The sequence below is a fragment of the Streptomyces sp. NPDC006134 genome (assembly GCF_040628835.1).
Lineage (GTDB): Bacteria > Actinomycetota > Actinomycetes > Streptomycetales > Streptomycetaceae > Streptomyces.
In genome coordinates this window covers 63,063-85,890 of record NZ_JBEXTV010000031.1, presented here as the reverse complement: position 1 = coordinate 85,890, position 22,828 = coordinate 63,063, and the positions used below count along the sequence as shown (strand labels likewise).

At 74.0% G+C, this 22,828-nt stretch carries 15 protein-coding genes and 1 pseudogene; 6 read left to right on the top strand and 10 right to left on the bottom strand.

Features of this window, described 5'->3' with window-relative positions; translation table 11 throughout:
- Positions 1 to 164: 164 nt before the first annotated feature.
- Together ABZ340_RS21235 and ABZ340_RS21230 are read left to right on the top strand one after the other, a co-directional pair.
- Positions 165 to 761, top strand: a complete 597-nt coding sequence (locus ABZ340_RS21235) for a lipopolysaccharide biosynthesis protein (protein WP_358783362.1) — start codon at positions 165 to 167, stop codon at positions 759 to 761.
- A complete protein-coding gene (locus ABZ340_RS21230) occupies positions 758 to 1,873 on the top strand; it encodes a GNAT family N-acetyltransferase (protein ID WP_358783346.1) in 1,116 nt (371 codons plus the stop codon). The genes ABZ340_RS21235 and ABZ340_RS21230 overlap by 4 nt, the downstream gene beginning before the upstream one ends.
- Before the next feature lie 23 nt (positions 1,874 to 1,896).
- Here the strand turns inward: ABZ340_RS21230 and ABZ340_RS21225 are convergent, their stop codons facing one another.
- A complete protein-coding gene (locus ABZ340_RS21225; RefSeq protein ID WP_358783361.1) occupies positions 1,897 to 3,276 on the bottom strand; it encodes a glycosyl hydrolase in 1,380 nt (459 codons plus the stop codon).
- 458 nt (positions 3,277 to 3,734) lie between these two features.
- On the opposite strand from ABZ340_RS21225, the gene ABZ340_RS21220 reads away from it, so the two are divergent.
- Positions 3,735 to 5,105, top strand: a complete 1,371-nt coding sequence (locus ABZ340_RS21220) for an ATP-grasp domain-containing protein (RefSeq protein ID WP_358783345.1) — start codon at positions 3,735 to 3,737, stop codon at positions 5,103 to 5,105.
- 98 nt (positions 5,106 to 5,203) lie between these two features.
- Here the strand turns inward: ABZ340_RS21220 and ABZ340_RS21215 are convergent, their stop codons facing one another.
- From ABZ340_RS21215 to iolC, 7 genes and pseudogenes are all read right to left on the bottom strand, one after another.
- Entirely contained in the window at positions 5,204 to 6,160 is a 957-nt protein-coding gene (locus ABZ340_RS21215; protein WP_358783360.1) for a chaplin, read from the bottom strand.
- 123 nt (positions 6,161 to 6,283) lie between these two features.
- Positions 6,284 to 6,493 (bottom strand): annotated as a pseudogene (locus ABZ340_RS21210) (chaplin); the annotation flags it as partial.
- Between the two features lie 208 nt (positions 6,494 to 6,701).
- Entirely contained in the window at positions 6,702 to 7,565 is an 864-nt protein-coding gene (locus tag ABZ340_RS21205) for an ABC transporter permease (protein WP_358783344.1), read from the bottom strand.
- An 86-nt stretch (positions 7,566 to 7,651) separates the two neighbouring features.
- Positions 7,652 to 10,318: an alpha/beta fold hydrolase gene (locus ABZ340_RS21200; protein ID WP_358783343.1), complete on the bottom strand. Its 2,667-nt coding sequence runs from the start codon at positions 10,316 to 10,318 to the stop codon at positions 7,652 to 7,654.
- A gap of 180 nt (positions 10,319 to 10,498) precedes the next feature.
- Complete coding sequence (locus ABZ340_RS21195; RefSeq protein WP_358783342.1) at positions 10,499 to 11,899, bottom strand: APC family permease; 1,401 nt, start codon at positions 11,897 to 11,899, stop codon at positions 10,499 to 10,501.
- Between the two features lie 410 nt (positions 11,900 to 12,309).
- The gene (mmsA, locus tag ABZ340_RS21190; protein WP_358783341.1) at positions 12,310 to 13,812 is read right to left on the bottom strand and encodes a CoA-acylating methylmalonate-semialdehyde dehydrogenase; all 1,503 of its coding nucleotides are present in this window, start codon (positions 13,810 to 13,812) and stop codon (positions 12,310 to 12,312) included.
- A gap of 823 nt (positions 13,813 to 14,635) precedes the next feature.
- Positions 14,636 to 15,586, bottom strand: a complete 951-nt coding sequence (gene iolC, locus ABZ340_RS21185; protein ID WP_358783340.1) for a 5-dehydro-2-deoxygluconokinase — start codon at positions 15,584 to 15,586, stop codon at positions 14,636 to 14,638.
- Between the two features lie 358 nt (positions 15,587 to 15,944).
- Between iolC and ABZ340_RS21180 the strand changes: the two genes are divergently transcribed.
- A complete protein-coding gene (locus tag ABZ340_RS21180; RefSeq protein WP_358783339.1) occupies positions 15,945 to 16,145 on the top strand; it encodes a MerR family transcriptional regulator in 201 nt (66 codons plus the stop codon).
- A 111-nt stretch (positions 16,146 to 16,256) separates the two neighbouring features.
- Here ABZ340_RS21180 and ABZ340_RS21175 read toward each other — a convergent pair whose 3' ends face one another.
- The gene (locus tag ABZ340_RS21175) at positions 16,257 to 17,300 is read right to left on the bottom strand and encodes a zinc-dependent alcohol dehydrogenase family protein (RefSeq protein WP_358783338.1); all 1,044 of its coding nucleotides are present in this window, start codon (positions 17,298 to 17,300) and stop codon (positions 16,257 to 16,259) included.
- A 618-nt stretch (positions 17,301 to 17,918) separates the two neighbouring features.
- On the opposite strand from ABZ340_RS21175, the gene ABZ340_RS21170 reads away from it, so the two are divergent.
- The gene (locus tag ABZ340_RS21170) at positions 17,919 to 18,158 is read left to right on the top strand and encodes a heavy-metal-associated domain-containing protein (protein WP_358783337.1); all 240 of its coding nucleotides are present in this window, start codon (positions 17,919 to 17,921) and stop codon (positions 18,156 to 18,158) included.
- Between the two features lie 120 nt (positions 18,159 to 18,278).
- On the top strand, positions 18,279 to 20,585 hold the full coding sequence (locus ABZ340_RS21165) for a heavy metal translocating P-type ATPase (RefSeq protein ID WP_358783336.1): 2,307 nt from the start codon (positions 18,279 to 18,281) through the stop codon (positions 20,583 to 20,585).
- A gap of 724 nt (positions 20,586 to 21,309) precedes the next feature.
- Here ABZ340_RS21165 and ABZ340_RS21160 read toward each other — a convergent pair.
- Positions 21,310 to 22,599: a citrate synthase gene (locus ABZ340_RS21160; RefSeq protein WP_164394243.1), complete on the bottom strand. Its 1,290-nt coding sequence runs from the start codon at positions 22,597 to 22,599 to the stop codon at positions 21,310 to 21,312.
- Between the last annotated feature and the right edge of the window lie 229 nt (positions 22,600 to 22,828).

The following is a 22,828-nucleotide window of genomic DNA, read 5'->3' as shown; positions in this document are numbered from 1 at the left end:
CCGACAACAGGTCCGGTGACGGCCCCCGGGCCGGCAAGGGCGCCGAGCCCGGCACCGAGCACCCCCCGGCCCCCGCCCCCACCCCCGCTCCCGCCCCCGCATCCGCCGGCCCCCTCCGCGCCACCGCCGCCGTCCGGGCTCTCACCCGGGCCCGCGCCCGGACCCTGCCGCCCTGGTCGCTCCTGGTGGCCGGCGCCCTCGCCGGCGGCCTGCTCGGCGGCGGCTACGGCCTGGCCAGGACACCGGCGTACACGGCGACCAGTTACGTCGTCGCCGTACCGGCGAAGGACTCCGACCCGGCGTCCGCGCTGGGCTTCGCGCAGGCCTACGGCCGGGTCGCCACCCAGCTCGCGGTGCTCGGCGACGCGCAGGTGTGGGCGGGCGTACCGGTGGCGACGCTGAAGGAGAGCGTGCGCACGGCGACGTCGCCGGACGCGCCGATGGTCGCGGTCACCGCCACCTCCGCCCGGCCCGATCTGGCCGCCGACATGGCCAACGCCGTCTCCCGGGCGCTGACCCGGCACGCGGGCACCGCCTCCGGCGCCACCCATGTGAAGCTCCGGCAGTTCGCCCGCGCCACCGAGCCCACCGAGCCGTCCTCGGCCTCCGCCGCGGTGACCGGCCTGGTCGGCGCGAGCGCGGGCGGCCTGCTCGCCGGGCTCGCGCTGCTGGCCCGGCCGCGCCGGTCCGCCGGGGCGCACGGGCGCCCGGCCGCCGTGCCCGCGCCCGCTTCCGCCACCGACGTCCGCGGGCAGCTGTGACGTACCCGGCGTACACCACCGAAGTGGTCACCGACGAGCGCGCCTTCGCCGCACTGTCCGCCGACTGGGCCCGGCTGCACCGGCGGTGCGCGACGGCGACGCCGTTCCAGAGCCACGCCTGGCTGCACTCGTGGTGGCTGTCCTACGGCCGCCGCGGCCGGCTGCGGCTGCTGCTGGTCCGCGAGGGCCGCGAACTGGCCGCCGCGGCGCCGCTGATGCGCGTGACGCGCCCGCTGCCCGCGCTGGTGCCGCTGGGCGGGTCCCTCTCCGACTACGGGGACGTGCTGGTGGACGACGAGCGCGGGGAGGCGGCCGTGACCGCGCTGACCGAGGGCCTGTCCGCCGCCGCCCGCACCGCCCTGGTCGACCTGCGCGAGGTCCGGCCCGGCGGCGCGGCCGAACGCGTCTACGACCGCTGGCGCGGGCCCCGGCGCCGGGTGGACGACTCGCTCTGCCTGGAGCTGCCCGCCGTACCGATGGCCGAGCTGATCGCCCGGCTGCCGTCGGCGAAGGCACAGCAGCGGGTACGGGCCAAGCTGCGCAAACTGGACGCCCTGGGCGTCAAGAGCCGTGCCGTCCTCCCCGAGGAGGTGGACGCGGCCCTGGGGCGCCTGCTGGAGCTGCACCGGCTGCAGTGGCAGGGGCGGAAGGTGACGGGCGAGCACCTCAGGCCGCGGTTCCGCGAGCATCTGGTGCGGGCCGTCGGGCCGATGGTGCGCTCGGGGGACGCGGTGGTCACCGAGTTCCGGATGGCGGACGAGGTGGTGGCCGTGGACGTGACGCTGCTGTCCCCGGCGCTCGCGGGCGGCTATCTGTACGGCGCCCATCCCCGCCTGCGGGAGTGCAAGGCGGACGTGGCGGTGATGCTGCTGGACGCCTGTGCCGGGCACCTCGGGGACGGGGGCCGGGGCGGCGGCACGCTGAGCCTGCTGCGCGGCAACGAGCCGTACAAGCACCACTGGCGTCCGGAGCCGGTGGTGAACCGGCGGCTGCTGCTGGCCCGGCGGCGCACGGCCCCGCTGCTGTCGGCGGCGCTCGGCGGCGACGCCGCGCGGCGGCGGGGCAAGGAGCTGCTGCGGCGGTGGCGGGAGCGCGAAGGCGGCGGGCCGTGACGGAACCCGCCGCCGTCCGGGTGTCACCGGAGGCGCGACCACCAGTCGAGACGGAGGCAGAGCTTCCCGCCGATCCAGTACTCCACCCAGTCGCCCAGCTCCAGCGGCGAGCAGCCGGCCGGGGGCCGGGCCGGCTGCGGGGTGGGCCGGGGCGCCGTCGGGACCGGGACCGGGGCCGGGGTGGGCACCTGGGCCGGTGGCGTGGCGGGCTCGCCGGTGCGGCCGAAGAGGACGGACCGGTAGACGGCGGACGACCGCGGGTTGTCGTCGCACTGCCACACACCGTGGGGGCAGTAGTCCGTCAGCGTGTTGTACAGGGGTCTGTGCTCGTCCATCCACGCGAGCATGCCCTTCACGTACGCGGGGTTGTCGCCGTTGCGGAAGAGGCCCCATTCGGGATAGGAGATGGGCTTGCCGTGGGCTTTCGCGAATTCGACGTGCGCCCGGAGTCCGTAGGGCTCTTCCACCTGTTCGTCGAACGGCATGCCGCGCGGCTGGTCGTACGCGTCCATGCCGATGATGTCGACCGTGGCGTCCCCCGGGTAGCACTCCGTCCACGGAATGGCGTCCCGGCCGCGGTTCGGCGTGAAATCGAACCGGAATTTCTGGCCCGGCACCGCGCGCATGGTGGTGACGATCCTGTTCCAGTACGTCTTCCAGGCCTGAGGGTCCGGTCCGCAGCGATGGGTGTACGTGGTGCCGTTCATCTCCCAACCGAGCACGATCACCGTGTCCGGCACGCCCAGCCGGACCAGCCGCTCGGCGAGCGCGCGGAAGTGGTGGTCGAACCGCCCGGCCGCGCCCTCGCGCAGCAGCCGGCGCACCTCGCGGTCCGGGACCCCCTCCTCGTTCCGTTCCAGCATGGGCACGTTGAGGACGAACATCCGGTCGGCGCCGCGGGTCCGCCAGCCGGCCCACTCCTCGAGGAAGCCGGGGGCGCCCGCGATGTTGCTCCAGCGGTCGCCCGGGAGGTAGGTGTGGCCGACCCGCAGCTCGGCACCGCCCAGCCACTGGCTGAGCCGGTCCATCCGCTTCACCCCGGCCGGACCGTAGTGGAGGTAGGCGCCGAAGGCGGGGAAATCGCTTTTCGGGTCCTTGGGGTCCTTCGGTTCCTTGGGGTCCTTCGGGTCTCTGGGGTCCTTGGGATCTCTGGGATCCCTGGGATCTCTGGGATCTCTCGGGTCCCTCGGGTCCCTCGGGTCCCTCGGCTCCTTCAGTCCGTCCGTGGCCGGTGGGGGCTGGGGAACCTGCGGGCCGGGCGGGACGGGCGGTGCCGCCGGGACAAGTGGTACCGCCTGGGCTGGCGGTGCCGTCGGGACGGGGGATGCCGCCGGGGCCAGTGGTACTGCCGGACCCGGCTGTGCCGCCGGAGTCGGCGATGCTGCCGGGACGAGGGGGACCAGCTGGACTGCCGGTGCCGCCGGGACGGCGGGCGCCGCGGGGTCCGGGTCCACCGCGGGGGCACCGGCGACCGAGCCGTGCGGGGACGCGGGCAGCGCCGGGGCGGGGGCGAGGGGCGCGGCGGCGCGGACCGGACCCGTGCCCGCTGCGAATCCCGGGCCCGTGGCCAGGGTGGCCGAGGCGGCGACCGCCGCCGCGACGAACACCAGCCGACCGGACCGGGCCCATGGCTGCTGTGGGGACATGCCGGCTCTCTTCCCGTTTCGTACTGCCGAATTCCCAGGAGCTGTCCGGCGCATTCCAGCCGCCTCCTCCGCTGTCCGCCGGAAACCCTTCCGGTTTTTCCTGATTGACAGTCAGTCATATGAAAGGCATTCACGCCACCGTCGCTACGGCTTTCGGGTGTCACGGTCGCCCGCACCGGTGATCCGCACTCGTCCGACCCGAAGGAAGAAATCCCGTGTCGCTGTTCGACACCCGCGTCCCCGCCGTACTGCTGCGGGTCGACCGGAATCCCTTTCACCATGGAACGCTGGGTGCCGTGCGCTCGCTCGGCCGGGCGGGGCTGGCGGTGCACGTGGTCGCCGACTGCGCGCAAAGCCCCGTCGGCGCGTCCCGCTTCGTACGGCAGGTGTACGCCCCGCCGCCGCCCGGGGCGTCCCCGGCCGAGATCGCGGACGTGCTGCGCCGCGTCGCCGCCCGGATCGCGTCTCCGGCCGTCCTGGTCCCGATGGACGACGCGAGCGCCCTCGCCGTGGCGCGGATGCGCGCGGAGCTGGCACCCGACTACCTGCTGCCCGCCCTGCCGGGCGCGCTGCCCGAGCGCGTCGCCGACAAGGCGGAACTGGCCGGGGTGTGCGCCTCCCTGGACGTTCCGCACCCGGTGACGGTGGTGCCGGACAGCCCGGCGGAGGCCGCCTCGGCCGCCTGCCGGCTCGGGCTGCCGGTGGTGGCGAAGTGGAGCCGGCCCTGGCTGCTGCCCACGGGCAGCGGGCTGCGCAGCACGGTGCTGGTGCGCTCGGCACAGGAGGCGCGGGAGCTGTACGGGCGGTCCGGGGAGGCGGGTTGCCGGCTGCTGCTCCAGGCATTCCTGCCGCCCGGCGCGGACCGCGACTGGTTCGCCCACGGGTACGTCGACCGCACCGGCGCCCTGCGCGCGGGCGGGACCGGCCGCAAGACGCGGGCCCGGCCGCGCGGTGCCGGCCTGACGGCGGCCGGCTGCTGGACACCGGACCCACAGGTGCGGGAGCTCACCGAGCGGATCACCGGCGCGCTGGGCTACCGGGGCATCTTCGACCTGGACTTCCGCCGCTGCGGCACGACGGGGCGGCCCCACCTGCTCGACTTCAATCCCCGCCCGGGCGCCCAGTTCCGGCTCTTCACCGACCGCACCGGCCTGGACGTCGTACGGGCCCTGCACCTGGATCTGACCCACCGGCCGCTGCCCGGCGGGGAGCCGGTGCCGGGGCGGGTGTTCGTGGTGGAGAACTACGCGCCGCTGACCGCCCTGCGCCCGGCGCCCGCGGGGCGGGAACTGGCCTGGCACGCCCGCGACGACCGGGCGCCCGGCCGGGCGCTGTGGGCGCTGTGGGGCCGCCATGTCGCGGGCCGGCTGCTACGGCGGCCGCGGCGTGGGCACGAGCATGGACAGGAGCACAGGCAGGAGCACGGACACGAGCGCGGACAGGAGGCGGGGACTACGCCCGGCCAGGCGGAGGCGGAGGCGGACACGGTACACCCGGCGACGCCGGCACCCGCGGTGCCCGGACAGGCCACCCCGGTGGACGTGACCGACCCGGTGGACCCGGCCGACCTGACGGGCCACCGCTGACCGGTGCCCACCGCGCTGTCCGGCACCAGGTGTGCCGGACAGCGCGACGCCCCCGGCACACCTGGTGCCGGGGGCGTCGTTCGTGAGGGGCCGAGGCCCTATCCGTGGGACGTGACGCGCCGTCCCCTGCGGTAGAGCGCGATTCCGCCGGTGATCAGCGCGGCGCTCGCGGCGGCGGTGCCGGCGACCGGCCCGCTGCCGGTCCGCGGCAGGGAGGGGGAGTCGTCACCGGCGGGCGGCGTCTCCTCGTCCGCCGGTGACGAAGGCTCCTCCTTGTCACCCGACCGCGGGGGCTCCTTCTCGTCCGCCGGCGGCACCTGTCCGTCGTCTCCGGGCCGCGGGGGCTCTTCCTCGTCACCCGGCTGCGGCGTGTGATCCGCGGGAGGAGCCGTCGGGGGCTCCTCGTCTCCGCCGTATCCGCCGTCGTGGCCGTAACCACCGCCGTCACCGTAACCACCGTCGTGGCCGTAACCGCCGCCATCGCCGTAACCACCGTCGTGGCCGTAACCGCCATCGTGGCCGTAACCGCCGCCATCGCCGTAACCACCGTCGTGGCCATGACCGCCGCCGTCGCCGTGACCGCCGCCGTCGCCGTGACCGCCGTTGTGGCCGCCCTCGTCGTCGGCGCAGACGCCGGCGATCGCGCCCGTCACCGCGGCGACCGCGCCAATCGCGCTGTCACAAGGGAGCAGCGACGACTCGGTCGACACCGGCTTGCCGCCGTCCGTGTCTTCGGTCCGGGCCGACGCGAAGGCCCGCAATCCGTCGTCGCCCTTCGCTGCGTGGCCGTAGCCGTCGGCGCCGGGCGTTTCTCCCGGGTCGTCCGCGCAGGCGTGGCCGAACGCCCGGCTCACCGCGGTGATCGCGTCGGCCGTGGCGCCACAGGCGTTCTCCGACGCCTCGTCCAGCGCCTGCGCCTCGCTGCCGGACAGGGAGTCCGGCACGTTCAGGGCCGTCCCGTCCGCCTTCGCGTCGGCAAGGGCGGGGCTGCCGCACAGGGACAGAATGCTCGTCGCAGCGACGGCGAACACTCCCCTGCTCAGGGTCTGTCGCACTCTCGTTGTCTTCCTGCTGGTGGGTATGGGAAGGCCGGCTCCTGGCACACACGGGAGCCGGGGCCGGCCGTGACGCGGACGGGCAGCTCGTACGGGACGATGTCGGTCGTTCTCGCGCTTGCCGCCGTACGCCGGATTCAGGGCGCCGACGCCGCTCGCGGTGTTGCCGCGCACGTCGATCGGAACGTGCGCCGGCACCTAGACGGCATCGCCGGCCAGGACACCCCGGGAGCCGGTGGCGGCACCCTCGGCCTCCGCGTCGGCGAAGGCCGGGGCGGCGGATCCGCCCGATGCCATGACCGCGCTCGTGGCGACAGCAGCGCTCCTCTTCATCAGCTTCCCCTTCTCCGCGGTCATGCCCTGCGAGGACGGCCGGAGCCGAGCGAGCACGGCTTCGACGGCTCGCACCATGACCTGCCTCCTGCCAACGAGACATTGACGGGGAAGGAAACTTGACCGAAGGTGCGACACGGACCAATTCACCCGAATGCCCCACCGAATGCCCTAATGGACACGCGGCCGGACACCCCGGTCCACCGGCCTACGACACCACGTCCTTGCGGGCGAACCCCCGGAAGGCCAGGGCGAACAGCACCAGCGCGTACGTGACGGAGATCGCCGCGCCCTGGATCATGCCGGACCACTCCGGGCGCGGTTGCAGGGCGTCCGCCCAGGCGAACTGCCAGTGCGCGGGCAGGAAGTCGCGCCAGTGGCCGAGGGCGGTGACGGCGTCCAGCACGTTGCCGACGATGGTCAGGCCGACCGCGCCGCCCACCGCGCCGAGCGGTGCGTCGGTCTTCGTCGACAGCCAGAACGCGAGTCCGGCGGTGACCAGCTGGGACACGAACAGGTACGCCACGGCCACCACCAGCCGCTGCGCCGCCGTGCCCGGGTCGAGCGAGCCGCCGGTGGGCAGGGCCAGCGGGCCCCAGCCGTAGGCGGCCGTGCCGACGGCGAGGGCGACCAGCGGCAGCAGCACCATCGCGGCCAGGCTGAGGCCGAGTCCGACGGCGAGCTTGGACGCCAGCAGCCGGTTGCGCGGCACCGGCGCGGCCAGCAGATAGCGCAGGGAGGACCAGCTCGCCTCCGAGGCGACGGTGTCGCCGCAGAACAGGGCGACGGGGATGACGAGGAGGAAGCCCGCGGAGACGAAGAGGCCGACGGCGGCGAAGTTGGCGCCGGACGCGGTCGCCGTGTCCATCAGCGTCACCCGGCCGTCGGGCCCGTCCGGCTCGCCGCCGACCGCGAAGGCGACGAGCAGTACGAACGGGAGGGCGGCGAGGATCGCGCCCATGACCAGGGTGCGGCGGCGCCCCAGCTGGCGGGTCAGCTCCACGCGCAGGGGCAGGGTGCGGGACGCCCGGTAGCCGGGGGCGGATGCGGCGGAGGCCGGACCACCGGGCACTCCGGGTGCCCCGGGTACTTCAGGCGCTCCGGACACTCCGGGCGCTTCGGGGTGTCCGGGGTGTTCGGCTCGTCCGGTCAGCGGGCTCATGCGGAGCCTCCGATCAGGGTGAGGAAGGCGTCCTCCAGGCGGCGGTGCGGGCCCACCGACTCCACCGGCACCTCCAGCCGGACCAGTTCGGCGACCAGGCGGGAGGCGGTGGCGTCGGTGCCGAGCCGGATCAGCAGCCCGTCGTCGGTGTGGACGACGGAGGCCACGCCCGGCAGGGCGGCGATCTTCTCGGTGACGGGTTCCGCCACGGGGACGCCGGTGCCGACCAGGAGCGTGTCGCCGGAGCCGACGATCTCGCCGACCGGGCCCGCCTGCACGAGCCGGCCCCGGTCCATGACGACCAGGTGGGTGCAGGACTGCTCGACCTCGGCGAGCAGGTGGCTGGAGACGATCACCGTGCGGCCGGCGGCGGCGTACCGGATCATCACCTCGCGCATCTCGCGGATCTGGGGCGGGTCGAGGCCGTTGGTCGGCTCGTCGAGGATCAGCAGCTCCGGCAGGCCGAGCATGGCCTGGGCGAGGGCGAGGCGCTGGCGCATGCCCTGCGAGTAGGTGCGCACCGCGCGGGCGAGCGCGTCGCCGAGGCCCGCGATGTCCAGGGCCTCGTCCAGGTGCGCGTCCTCGGGCGGGCGGCCGGTCGCCCGCCAGTACAGCTCCAGGTTCTCCCGGCCGGACAGGTGCGGCAGGAAGCCCGCGCCCTCCACGAAGGCGCCGACCCGCGACAGCACGGGCGCTCCGGGCCGGACGGCGTGGCCGAAGACGCGGATCTCGCCGGCGTCCGGCCGGATCAGGCCCATGAGCATGCGCAGGGTGGTCGTCTTGCCCGCGCCGTTGGGGCCCAGCAGGCCGAGCACCTGGCCCTTCTCCACGCGGAAGGACACGTCCCGCACGGCGTACCGGTCCGCCGAGCCCGCGTACCGCTTGCTCAGCCCGGTGATCTGGAGGGGGACGCCGGCGAGCGCCGGGTCCGGGGCGGGGGCGGCGGTGCGGCGGCGTGCCGTCAGCAGCAGGGCCGCCGCGATCAGCGCGCCGGCGAGCGGCAGCCACCACACCCACGCGGGCAGCGGGGCGGCGGCGGTGGTCACGCCGGGCGCCGTCGGGACGCTCAGGCCGCTTTCGAGGGAGACGGTGTGGGTGGCCGGGGCCGCCGGGGAGGCGTAGCCGAGGTCGGTGGAGGCGAGGACCAGGCGGAGCCGGTGGCCCTTCTCCACCTCGTGGTCGATCGCCGGGAGGGTGATCGTCACGTCCGCGCCGGCCCGCGCGCCCTCGACGCGGACGGGCGTGACCAGCTGGGAGGGCAGGACCGGGCGGGCGTCGCCGGGGCCGACGTCGTACACCTTCGCGAAGAGCACGGCGTCGTCGGCGGTGGAGCGCACGTGGACGGTGACGGTGGGCGATCCGGTGACGCGCAGGTCGCCGGTGACGGGGGCGGAGTCGAACCGGGCGTACTGGCCGGGGAAGTCGAGCGAGATCCCGGCGCCGAGCGAGGACAGCCCGCCCAGGCCGGCGGCGCCGCCGAGGCCGGGCAGGGCGGAGACGGCGGGCGGGTTGCCGCCCGGAGGGTTGGCGAAGCGCTGCTCGCCTCCGGTGAGGGGGATGTCCGTCAGGCCGCTCCGCAGACCCGGGTACCGGTCCGCGCTCGCGCCCCGCAACCGGGCCTGCCCGTCGGTGGAGTCGACGCCTCCGGTGCGGGTGACGCGGAAGGCCGGGCCCGTACCGGCGTCCTGATCGCCCTTCAGATAGCGGTCGAACCAGGCCCGTACGCGCGCCTGGACGCGGTCGGTCTCCAGGTCGCCGCCGTCGTGCCCGCCCGCGATCCAGTCGACGGCGACGGGGGCGCCGCCGGCCCGGACCGCCCGGGCCGCCGCGTCGGCCTGGCCCAGCGGGAAGAGGGAGTCGGACTGGCCCTGCACCAGCAGCGTGGGCACGTCGATGCGGCCGGCGACGGCGGACGGGGAGCGCTCCTGGAGCAGTGCGCGCGCCTCGGCGTCCGGGGTGCCGGACGCGGCGACCCGCTCGTACATCCGGCACAGCAAGGGCTCGAACCTGTCGCATCCACCGCCCGAATCGACGAAGAGGCCGGCCCACAGCTTCTTGAACACGCCGTTCGGGAAGAGGGCGTCGGCGAGGTTCCAGTACGTGATCGCCGGGGCGACGGCGTCCACCCGGTCGTCGTGCCCGGCGGCCAGCAGCGCGACCGCGCCGCCGTAGGAGGCGCCGGCCACGCCCACGCGCGGGTCGCCCTCGCCGTCGAGCTCCGCCTGGGGCTGCCCGGCCAGCCAGTCGATCAGCCGGGAGACGTCGGCGACCTCGCCGTCCGGGGCGTTCAGCCCGATCCTGCCCGTCGAGCCGCCGAAGCCGCGCGCCGACCAGGTCAGCACCGCGTACCCGTCCTCGGCCAGGCGCTCCGCCTGCTCGCGCACGTCGGCCTTGCTGCCGCCGAAGCCGTGCGCCAGCAGGACGGCCGGGCGGCGGCCGGCGGGACCGGCCGTGAAGTACGAGGTGTCGACGCGCACCCCGTCGCCCATGGCCATGACCCGGTCGGTGCGGTGCACCGGGGGCGCGTCGCCGGAGGCGACGGCCGTCCACGTACCGGCACCGGCGAGCACGGCCGCGACGGACACGGCGGCCACGGTGGCGAGCAGCCGCCGGGGTCCGCGCAGCGCCCGCAGCGCCCGCAGTCCGGGCAGTCGAAGATCCATGCGTCCACGGTACGGGCCACCACCGACAACGGGTGCGGCCCTGGGGCCGAACCTCCGCCCCTCCTGCGGGAGTACGGCCCTTCGCCCGTGTACCACGGCCGCGGTACACGGGCGGAGGGCGGAGGGCGAAGGGGCCGGGTACGGGGCCGGAGGCGGAACCCGGCGCGGAACCGGGCGCGGTCAGGCGCGGGCGTCCTCCGGGACCGTCACCAGCCAGCGGGTGTCGCGGCGCGGGCGCAGGTACAGGGCCCAGTACAGGGTGGCGGCGGCCGTGATGCCGCCGGTCCACAGCAGGTGGGCGGTCTCCTGCTGGGTGAGGATGTAGGCGAGGACCGCGATCAGCAGGACGGGCATCGCGGGCCACAGCGGCATCCGCCAGGCGGGCGTGTCCCGGTGGGCGCCGCGGCGGGAGAGCAGGGCGGCGACCGCGACGAGCAGGTACATGCCGGTGACGGAGACGCCCGTGACGCCGTACAGGGTGTCCAGGTCGACGAAGCACAGCACCGCGCCGGGCACGCCCACGGCGAGCGTGGCGACCCAGGGGGAGCCGAACCGGCCGAGCTTGGAGAAGACGTGGTTGACCGGCTCGGGCCAGGCCTTGTCGCGGGCGGAGGCGAACAGCACGCGCGAGTTCTGGATGACCATGACGATGCCCGCGTTGACGATGGCGAGGGCGACGCAGAGGCTGACGAAGGTGCCGACGGCGGAGTTGGACCAGGCGGTGACCATGGCGGAGATGTCGCCGCCGGTCAGCTCCGCCAGGTCGGAGGCGCCCAGGGTGATCGCGACGACCAGGACGAGGATGATCACGGCGGAGATGGCGAGGGTGGCCAGCACGGTACGGGCGACGTTGCGGCGCGGGTCCTCCAGCTCCTCGGAGAGGTAGACGGCGGTGGAGAAGCCCTGGGTGACGAAGAGGGCGATGGCGAGGCCGGAGACGACCAGCAGGGCCGTCACCGGGTCCGCGTGGCCGTCCGCCCCCGCGACCTCCAGGGAGACCAGGCTGCCGAGGCCGCGCTCGCCGTGGGCGAAGCCGAGCACCGCGACCACGGCCGCGGCGACGACCTCCAGGACCAGGAAGACGCCGGTGATCCAGGCGTTGGCGCGCAGGTCGAGCAGGCCGGCGAGGGTGGCGAGCAGCATGACGCCGGCGCCCGCGACGGAGGGGTCGAGGTCGACGATCGGGGCGAGGTAGTCGGCGGTGCCCATCGCGATGACCGGCGGGACGATCATGACGACCAGCAGGGAGAGCACGAAGACCAGCCAGCCCGCCAGCCGCCCGGCCATCGTCGACACCATGGCGTACTCGCCGCCCGCGCTGGGGATGAGGGTGCCCAGCTCCGAGTAGCAGAACGCCACGGCGATACAGAGCAGCGAGCCGATGGCGATGGTCAGGGCGGTGGCGGTGCCCAGCGACCCGAACAGGTCGGGGACGACCACGAAGAGGGTGGAGGCCGGGGTCACGCACGAGAGCGTCAGGAGGGTGCCTCCGACGACGCCGATGGAACGCTTGAGCTTCTGGGGGGCCGGGTCCGGCGCCGGTGGGGCGGTGGTCTCGGCGGGGCGGAGCGTGTCGGTCATGGAGCGGTTCCGATCGACTCGTGCGGCAGTGGTTCGGTCGGGAGCGCTATCGCCTCCGGCGGCTTGGTCGTCCTGGTTCTCGTTCGCTCCCGGCGCCGCATGGAATACCGACGGAAACCACTGCGTCAATGCCTGTTCATCTACGGAATCAGTTGCCGAAGCCTGGGTGAAGGGTCGGATACAGCACTCAGGGCCTGACCGCTCCTACGGGTTGGGGGGTGCGGGAACCGCAGCGGGGGCGTCGAAAAAACATGGACATGACCGTCGTCCGGGCGGCCTCACCGGCGCGGTGCGGGACCCGGCCGCCGGGCGGCGGGCCTCCCGGCCCCGGACACGGCGGCGCCCCGCCCCTCGCCGGAGATCGTTGGAGATCACCGGAGACCGCCGGAGGGACGGGGCGCCGTACGGGCTCAGTGGTTGCGCGGGAAGCCCAGGTCCACGCCCGCCGGGGCGTCGGCCGGGTCCGGCCAGCGGGTGGTGACGACCTTGCCGCGGGTGTAGAAGTGCGTGCCGTCGTTGCCGTAGATGTGGTGGTCGCCGAAGAGCGAGTCCTTCCAGCCGCCGAAGGAGTGGTAGCCGACGGGGACCGGGATCGGGACGTTCACGCCGACCATGCCGGCCTCGACCTCCAGCTGGAAGCGGCGGGCCGCGCCGCCGTCCCGGGTGAAGATCGCGGTGCCGTTGCCGAAGGGCGAGGCGTTGATGAGCGCCAGGCCCTCCTCGTAGGTCTCGGCGCGCAGCACGCACAGCACCGGGCCGAAGATCTCGTCCTGGTACGCCTTCGCCGTGGTCGGCACCTTGTCGAGCAGCGAGATGCCGATCCAGTGGCCGTTCTCGTGGCCGTCGACGGTGAAGCCGGTGCCGTCGAGGACGACCTCGCAGCCCTCGGCCGCCGCGTTCGTGACGTAGGAGGCGACCTTGTCGCGGTGGGCCTTGGTGATCAGCGGGCCCATCTCGCTGGCCGGGTCGTTGCCGGGGCCGATCTTGATCTTCTCGGCGCGCTCGCGGATCTTCTCCACCAGCTCGTCGCCGATGGAGCCGACCGCGACGACCGCGGAGATCGCCATGCAGCGCTCGCCCGCCGAGCCGTAGGCCGCCGAGACGGCCGCGTCCGCCGCCGCGTCCAGGTCGGCGTCCGGCAGGACCAGCATGTGGTTCTTGGCGCCGCCCAGGGCCTGCACGCGCTTGCCGTTGGCGGAGGCGGTGGCGTGGATGTGCCGGGCGATCGGGGTGGAGCCGACGAAGGAGACGGCCCGGACGTCCGGGTGCTCCAGGAGGCGGTCCACGGCCACCTTGTCGCCGTGGACGACGTTGAAGACGCCGTCGGGCAGGCCGGCCTCCGTCAGCAGCTCCGCGATGCGCATGGACGCCGACGGGTCCTTCTCGCTCGGCTTGAGCACGAAGGTGTTGCCGCAGGCGATGGCGAGGGGGAACATCCACATCGGCACCATCGCCGGGAAGTTGAACGGCGTGATGCCGGCGACGACGCCCAGCGGCTGCCGGATCGCGGCCACGTCCACCCGGCTGGCGACCTGCGTGGACAGCTCGCCCTTCAGCTGCACGTTGATGCCGCAGGCCAGGTCGACGATCTCCAGGCCGCGCGCCACCTCGCCCAGCGCGTCGGAGTGCACCTTGCCGTGCTCGGCGGTGATCAGCGCGGCGATCTCGTCGCGGTGCGCGTCCAGCAGCGCGCGGAACCGGAACAGGATCGACGTCCGCTGGGCCAGGGACGACTGCCCCCAGGCGGCGAAGGCGTCCTTGGCGGCGGCGACCGCCGCGTCCACCTCCTCGGCGGAGGCGAAGGCGACCTCCGTGGTGACCTCGCCGGTCGCCGGATCGGTCACCGGCCCGTACGTGCCCGAGGCGCCTTCGACGGTCTTTCCGCCGATCCAGTGGTTGACGATGTTCGTCATGACCGAGAACTCCTTCACAGATGGCGGCGTCGGGTCGAGACGTGCCGTTCGTACAGCTCACGGGCCTTGACCGGCGACGGCCGGGTCGCGGGTCGCGGCCGGAGACCCATCCCATCAGCCCGGAGGGCGAGGACGCGCCCGACACAGTGTCGGGCGTTTCGGTCCCCTCGTAGACAGGAGACACACGGGAGGGCGCCGGGGCCGTCGGAGACGGGACGTGGGGTGTCGGGGCCGGGACGTGGGCCGTCGGAGACGGGACGTGGGCCGTCGGAGACGGGACGTGGGCCGTCGGAGACGGGATGCGGGCCGTCGGGGCCGGGACGCGGGCCGTCGGGGCCGGGACGTGGGGTGTCGGAGGCGAGGCGGGGACGGAGCGGGGACGGAGCGGACCGCGGGGACTCCCGGCGCGGGACCGTACCGCGGGAAGCCCCCGGGACCTCCGGCGCGGAATCCGTACCGCGGGGAGCCCTCCGGACCCCCGGCGCGGAATCCGCACCCCGGGAATCCCCCGGAACCTCCGGCGCGGGACCGTAGCGGGCGGGGAGTCGACGCTCGCTCTTCGCTCCTGCCAGGGCGAAGTGGTCCTCCGCGCCGGAGGCGATCGGAGTCCGGGCACCGCGAGGCGCGGGCCCGCGCCCGGCCGCAGGACGCGAACCGCGCGTCCCGGGCCGGGAGACGGGGTGGTGACGGTGGCGGCGGTGGTGGTGCGTCCACGGTGCCGACCGCCGTCCTTGCACCGTACAAGCACCGCCGGGATCCGGGGGGCCGTTCGCCGCCCCTCGGGCACCGCGCCGCTCGTACGGCGGCACCCGGGACGGCGGGCTCACCGCACGGCCCCGGCGGCGAGGGCCGCCGCCACCTCGTCCGGCGTGGGCATCGCGGAGGAGCACTCCAGGCGGGAGGCGACGATGGCGCCGGCCGCGTTGGCGTGCCGCACGGTCCGCTCCAGGTCCCAGCCCGCGAGCAGACCGTGGCACAACGAACCGCCGAAGGCGTCACCGGCGCCGAGGCCGTTGAGGACGGTCACCGGCAGCGGGGGGACCTCGGCCGAGGCGCCGTCGCGGGCGACGGCCAGGACACCCTTCGGGCCCTGTTTGACGACCGCGAGCTCCACCCCGGCGTCCAGGAGCGCGCGGGCGGCGGCGTGCGGTTCGCGGACGCCGGTGGCGACCTCCACCTCGTCGAGGTTGCCGACGGCAACGGTGGCGTGGCGCAGGGCCTGGGCGTAGAAGGGGCGCGCGGCGTCCGGGTCGGGCCAGAACGCGGGCCGCCAGTCGAGGTCGAAGACGGCCGGCCCGGCCTTGTCCCGGTGGGCGAGGGCGGCGAGGGTCGCCGTACGGCTGGGCTCCTCGCACAGTCCGGTGCCGGTCACCCAGAACACCCGGGCGCCGCGGACGGCGTCGAGATCGAGCTCGTGGGCGTCGATCTCCAGGTCGGGGGCCTTGGGCTGCCGGTAGAAGTACAGCGGGAAGTCGTCGGGCGGGAAGACCTCGCAGAAGGTGACGGGCGTCGGCAGCCCGGGCACGGAGGCGACCCAGCGGTCGTCGACGCCGAAGCCGCGCAGGGCCTCGCGGAGGTACGCGCCGAAGGGGTCGTCGCCGGTGCGGGTGATCACCGCCGTACGGCGTCCGAGGCGGGCGGCGGCGACCGCGACGTTGGCCGGGGAGCCGCCGAGGAACTTGCCGAAGGACGTGACCCGCGCCAGCGGGACGCCGGTCTGCAGCGGATAGAGGTCCACGCCGATCCGCCCCATGGTGATCAGGTCGTACGCCATCGTGACCCCTTCGTCGCGGCTCTCCCCGGCTTTGTAGTCCTGCCCGCCGCGACTGTCAATGATTTGTCCGGACATAAGGACGACGGGGGTGGAACCGGCGCCTCCGCCCGGCCGGGGTCAACACGCCACGCCCGGAAGCCGGCGCATGCCCGTGCGGCACTCGTGTCACAAACACCCCCTTCGTGTCACACATGTCGCGGCCCCGCAGGGCTTCCGTCACACCCGCGCACAGCGCCCGCCCGGCCCGCACCCGCCCTCGTTCACCGGGCACAGGCTGAAGAACGCCAGCGCCGCGCCCGGCTCCCCCCGACGGCCGCCCCCGGCCGTCGCCGCGGCGCGCGCAGGGAGGTGCACGATCATGACCGACCGAAGGCTCTGGTCCTACAAGGACATCGCGGCCCACATCCGGGTGCAGCCGGACACCGTGCGGTCGTACCGCAAGCACGGCCTGCTGCCGCCGCCCGACCACGTGGAGGGCGGCAAGCCGTACTGGTACGCCGACACCATCCGGGCGTGGGTGGCCGCCCGGCCGGGCAACCGGCCCCGGAGAGGGGACTGACCCCGCCGCGGCCCCTGCCGGCCCGGCCTCGCCGTCACCGGCCGCGCCACCGGTGGACTCCCCGGCGAGGCCGCCCTGTGCGAGTGGCCGCCCACCGGGAACGTCCCGGCGTCAGCTCCACGGCTCGATGACCGTCACCCCCGCCCCCGGGGCCGTGCCCAGCGCGGCCAGGGCGGCGGGGGCCGCGTCCAGCGGGAGGGTGGAGGTGACCAGCAGATCCGGACGGAGGACGCCGGCGCGGACCAGTTCCAGCATCGGCGGGTAGGTGTGGGCGGCCATGCCGTGGCTGCCGAGCAGTTCGAGCTCCAGGGCGATCGCGCGGGCCATGGGCACCGGCGTGGTACCGGACGGGGAGGGCAGCAGGCCGACCTGGACGTGGCGGCCCCGGCGGCGCAGGCCGCCGACGGACGCCGCGCAAGTGGCCGGGGAGCCCAGCGCGTCCAGGGAGAGGTGCGCACCGCCGCCGGTGAGCTCGCGGACCGCCGCCGCCGTGTCCTCGGTCCGGGCGGCGTCCACGCACTCCGCCGCCCCGAACGACCGCGCGAGTTCCAGCGCCGCCGGTGACACGTCGACGGCGACGACCCGCGCGCCCGAGGCCACCGCGATCATCACCGCCGACAGGCCCACCCCGCCGCAGCCGTGCACCGCGACCCACTCCCCCGCCGCCACCCGGCCCTGCTGCACCACGGCCCGGAACGCCGTGGCGAACCGGCAGCCGAGCGAGGCCGCCGTCGCGAACGACATGTCCTCGGGGACGGCGACGAGGTTCACGTCGGCATGGTCCAGGGCGACGTACTGGGCGAAGGAGCCCCAGTGGGTGAAGCCGGGCTGGGTCTGCCGCTCGCAGACCTGCTGGTCGCCCGCCGCGCACGCCGCGCAGGTGCCGCAGGCGCAGACGAAGGGCACGGTGACCCGGTCGCCGGGGCACCAGGCGGTCACCCGTTCGCCCACCGCCTCGACGACACCGGCGAGTTCGTGGCCGGGCACGTGCGGCAGGGTGATGCCGGGGTCGTGGCCCTGCCAGCCGTGCCAGTCGCTGCGGCACAGCCCGGTGGCCTCGACGCGGACCACGACCCCGTGCTCCGCGGGCCGGGGGTCGGCCACCTCCCGTACCTCGGCCGGTTCCCCGTATCGCTCGAACACCACCGCTCGCATGCGGTCCCGTCCTTTCTTGCTCGTCCGCCTGGCCCATCCGGCGTCCGGCCCGTCCGGCCCATCTGACCCATCCGATTCACCCGGTCCATCCGGCCCATCCGGCCCGTCCGGCCCATCTGACCCATCTGGCCCATCTGGCCCATCCGATTCACCCGGTCCATCCGGTCCGTCTGGTCCACCTGGTTCGACCGGTCCATCCGGTCCGCCCGATCCACCTGGCCCATCAAGTCCGCCCGGTTCATCCAGTCCGCCCCGGGCCTCGGGCGCCACGCTATCCGCGCGCCTCCTCCCCCACCCCGTCCCCCTCTCCCCCGGCCGCCCCGGGTGCCTGACGCCCTTCCTCCTCCCCCGAAGGGCGCGTTCTTCCGGCCCGCGCCCCCAGACGAACGTCCGAAATACCCCCTAGGGGTACAGTGGGAGGCGTGGGATCCCACCGTGGGTCACACAGGCCCCTGGGGACGCACGCCCCGGCCACCGCGCCCCGGCCCCCGGCCCCGGCGCCGGCGCCCGGCCTCCGCGGTACGCGGCCGTCCGGTGCGTCGCCCCTGTGGCACGCGACCCCGTGGGCACCCGTCCAGGGACAGCAACCCCGTACCAACCCCGACGAGGAGATGCGACATGACCGCCCAGACCGACACCCCGGGTTCCGTCACCACCGTCTACAAGGTGAGCGGAATGAGCTGCGGACACTGCGAGGGCGCCGTCTCCGGCGAGATCTCCCAGATCCCCGGCGTCAGCTCGGTGCAGGCCGTGGCCTCGACCGGTGAGGTCACCGTCGTCTCCGCGGCCCCGCTCGACGAGGAAGCCGTGCGCGCGGCCGTCGACGAGGCGGGCTTCGAGCTCGCCGGCACCGTCTGAGACGGCGGACCGGCCCGCCGTACGCCGTCGAGCACCCCATCGAGCACCCCTTGTGACCGGGCCGCCGGCCGCCCCGCCCGGCGCCGCGCGGCCCGGTCCGCCGCCGTCTGGAGCCCGGACATGACCAGCACCGCCCCCACACCCCCCACGGACACCGCGCCGGAGCCGCCGGAGCCGCCGGAGCTGTCGGAGGTCGAGCTGCTCATCGGCGGGATGACCTGCGCGTCCTGCGCGGCCCGCGTCGAGAAGAAGCTCAACCGCATGGACGGCGTCACCGCCACGGTGAACTACGCGACGGAGAAGGCCCGGATCACCTTCCCCGCCGGCACCGAGGTCGCCGACCTGATCGCGACCGTCGTGAAGACCGGGTACACGGCGCGGGAGCCCGAACCCCCGCGGCAGGAGACCCCCGCCACGGACGGCGAAGCGGCCGGTGACGTGGCCGGCGGTGTGACGGACGACGACCCGGAGTCGGAGTCCCTGCGCGGGCGCCTCGTCGTCTCCGCCCTCCTCGCCGCCCCCGTCGTCCTGCTCGCGATGGTTCCGGCGCTCCAGTTCGACAACTGGCAGTGGCTCTCGCTCACCCTCGCCGCGCCCGTCGTCGTCTGGGGCGGACTGCCCTTCCACCGCGCCGCCTGGACCAACCTGCGGCACGGCGCGGCCACCATGGACACGCTGGTCTCCCTCGGCACCCTGGCCGCGTTCGGCTGGTCGCTGTGGGCGCTGTTCCTCGGCGACGCGGGCATGCCGGGCATGCGGCACGGCTTCGACCTCACCGTCTCCCGTACGGACGGCGCCTCGACGATCTACCTGGAGGTCGCCGCCGGGGTCACCGCCTTCCTCCTCCTCGGCCGCTGGCTGGAGGCCCGTTCCAAGCGGCGCGCCGGGGCCGCGCTGAGGGCGCTGATGGAGCTGGGCGCCAGGGACGTGGCCGTGCTGCGGGACGGGCGCGAGGTGCGGATACCGGTGGACCGGCTGGCCGTCGGCGACCGGTTCGTCGTCCGCCCGGGCGAGAAGATCGCCACCGACGGCACCGTCGTGGAGGGTTCCTCCGCGGTGGACACCTCGATGCTGACCGGCGAGTCCGTGCCGGTGGACGTGGCGCCCGGCGACGCGGTCACCGGCGCCACCGTCAACACCACCGGCCGGCTGGTCGTCGAGGCCGTCCGGGTGGGCGCGGACACCCGGCTGGCGCGGATGGCGCGGCTCGTGGAGGAGGCCCAGAGCGGCAAGGCGCAGGTGCAGCGGCTCGCCGACCGCGTCTCCGGGATCTTCGTCCCGGCGGTGCTGCTGATCGCCGTCGCCACCTTCGGCGGCTGGCTGGGCGCCACCGGGGACACCGTCGCCGCGTTCACCGCGGCCGTGGCGGTGCTGATCATCGCCTGCCCGTGCGCGCTGGGCCTGGCCACGCCGACCGCGCTGATGGTCGGCACCGGGCGCGGCGCCCAGCTCGGCATCCTCGTCAAGGGCCCCGAGGTCCTGGAGTCCACGCGCCGCGTCGACACCGTCGTCCTGGACAAGACCGGCACCGTCACCACCGGCCGCATGACCCTCCAGGAGGTGTACGCCGCCGAGGGCACCGACGAGAAGGAGGTGCTGCGGCTGGCCGGCGCCGTCGAGCACGCCTCCGAGCACCCGGTGGCCCGGGCGATCGCCGCCGGTGCCGCGGAGCGGGTCGGTCCGCTGCCCGGCGCCGAGGACTTCGCGAACGTGCCCGGGCGGGGCGTACGCGGGCGCGTGGAGGGCCGTGAGGTGGCCGTGGGGCGCCTCGCCGAGCACACCGGCGGCCCGCTCCCCGAGGACGTGGCGCGCGCCAAGGAGGAGGCCGAGCGGAACGGCCGTACGGCGGTCGTGGTCGGCTGGGACGGGGCGGTGCGCGGGGTCGTCGCCGTCGCCGACGCGGTGAAGGACACCAGCGCCGAGGCGGTGCGCGAACTGCGCGCGCTGGGGCTGACGCCGGTGCTGCTGACCGGGGACAACCGGGCGGTGGCACAGGCGGTGGCCCGTGCCGTGGGGATCGACGAGGTGATCGCGGAGGTGCTGCCCGAGGACAAGGTCGCCGTCGTACGGCGGCTGCGGGACGAGGGGCGGACGGTCGCCATGGTCGGCGACGGGATCAACGACGCCCCCGCGCTGGCCGCCGCCGACCTGGGTCTGGCGATGGGCACGGGCACGGACGCGGCGATCGAGGCGGGCGATCTGACGCTGGTGCGCGGGGACCTGCGGGTGGCCGCGGACGCGATCCGGCTGGCGCGCAGGACGCTGGGCACGATCAAGGGCAATCTCGTCTGGGCCTTCGGCTACAACGTGGCCGCGCTGCCGCTGGCCGCCGCCGGGCTGCTGAACCCGATGATCGCCGGCGCGGCGATGGCCTTCTCCTCCGTGTTCGTCGTCACGAACAGCCTGCGACTTCGGGCCTTTCACTGAACCGCCGCCTCACATAAGCTCTTCACAAGGCTCGCGCATCATCCTTACGACTGGGCTCCGATCGACATATCGGAGCTCTTGCGTACCTAAAGGACATATGCAAGAGACGCAGATCACAGTGATGTGAACGTAACCATCGAAGGGATTCGAAGGTCTAAGTTGGCGGTGTCAGGCAGCGTCTTGGGGGGCGCCACCTGGCACCTGAGGATGTCTTGGGGGACTTCCTCAGTTGGGGGTACCTCCCGGCTCGAGCGACGGCTCGTACGACGCCGAGAGCCCGGAGGAGCGTTGCCGGGGCACGTACACCGGGAAGCTTTGAGCGGCCCTCCCGGGCGTGCGCTGTCCCGGCAGACCGCACACTGCGACTGCACGACGAACGCGACGGGTTCCGCCCGTCGCGTTCACACAGCGATTCAGGCGCTGTTCTCACAAGCGCCCGGCCGGATCCCGTGGGGGGAATCCGCACCGGGACATGGGAAGGCGCCCTGGTCGCCGGCCCGTGGGGGGACCGGCGCACCGGGGCGCCTTCTGCCGTTTCTGCCGTTTCTGCCGTTCAAGGCTCTCAGGGGTTTCGGGAACTTCAGGGCTCGTGGAAACCCCAGGGCCCAGGGAAGCGGCCCCGCACCCGACGGATCGGATACGGGGCCGAAGCCCTGCCCCTGTACCTGCCCCCTGCCCCTGCCTCTGCTCAGGGCCCGGGGTCCGGAGCCCGGAAAGGGGAGGCTCAGCGCTCCTCGACCGGGACGAAGTCGCGCTCGACCACGCCGGTGTAGATCTGGCGCGGGCGGCCGATGCGGGAGCCCGGCTCCTTGATCATCTCGTGCCACTGGGCGATCCAGCCCGGCAGGCGGCCGAGGGCGAACAGGACCGTGAACATCTCGGTCGGGAAGCCCATGGCCCGGTAGATCAAGCCGGTGTAGAAGTCGACGTTCGGGTAGAGGCTGCGCGAGACGAAGTAGTCGTCGGAGAGCGCGTGCTCCTCCAGCTTCAGGGCGATGTCCAGCAGCTCGTCGGACTTGCCGAGGGCGGAGAGGACGTCGTGCGCGGCGGCCTTGATGATCTTGGCGCGCGGGTCGAAGTTCTTGTAGACCCGGTGGCCGAAGCCCATCAGGCGGACGCCGTCCTCCTTGTTCTTCACCTTGCGGATGAAGGAGTCGACGTCGCCGCCGGCGTCGCGGATGCCCTCCAGCATCTCCAGCACGGACTGGTTGGCGCCGCCGTGCAGCGGGCCCCACAGGGCGTTGATGCCGGCGGAGATGGAGGCGAACATGTTCGCCTGCGAGGAGCCGACCAGGCGGACCGTGGAGGTCGAGCAGTTCTGCTCGTGGTCGGCGTGCAGGATGAGCAGCTTGTCCAGCGCGGAGACCACGATCGGGTCCAGCTCGTACTCCTGGGCCGGGACCGAGAAGGTCATGCGCAGGAAGTTCTCGACGTAGCCCAGGTCGTTGCGCGGGTAGACGAACGGGTGACCGATCGACTTCTTGTACGCGTACGCCGCGATCGTCGGGAGCTTGGCGAGCAGGCGGATGGTGGAGAGGTTGCGCTGCGTCTCGTCGAAGGGGTTGTGGCTGTCCTGGTAGAAGGTGGACAGCGCCGAGACGACCGACGACAGCATGGCCATCGGGTGGGCGTCGCGCGGGAAGCCCTTGTAGAAGTTCTTGACGTCCTCGTGCAGCAGGGTGTGCTGCGTGATGTCGTTCTGGAACGCGGTGAGCTGGTCGACGGTCGGCAGCTCGCCGTTGATCAGCAGGTAGGCCACCTCCAGGAAGGTGGAGCGCTCGGCCAGCTGCTCGATCGGGTAGCCGCGGTACCGGAGGATGCCCGCCTCGCCGTCGAGGTAGGTGATGGCGGATTTGTAGGCGGCGGTGTTGCCGTACCCGCTGTCCAGCGTCACCAGACCGGTCTGGGCGCGCAGCTTGCCGATGTCGAAGCCCTTGTCGCCGACGGTGCTGTCGATCACCGGGTAGGTGTACTCGCTGCCGTCGTACCGCAGTACTACAGAGTTGTCGCTCACGTCTTCCCTCACCGACGTAGTGCCTCATCTTCGAGGTGCCCTGACTGTCTCTACCATCCCCCACTTGGCTCAGGAGAGTGCACTCGGGGTCGACCATCGGGCCTATTGACGGCACTCAGTGCCGTCAACTTGCTCATCCTGCCCCCTCTGTCCCCCTTCCGGAAGTGCCTTGTGACCTTTACGACTCGTTTGATCGATCATTTTTTACCGGGCGGCGGAGCGGCGGGCC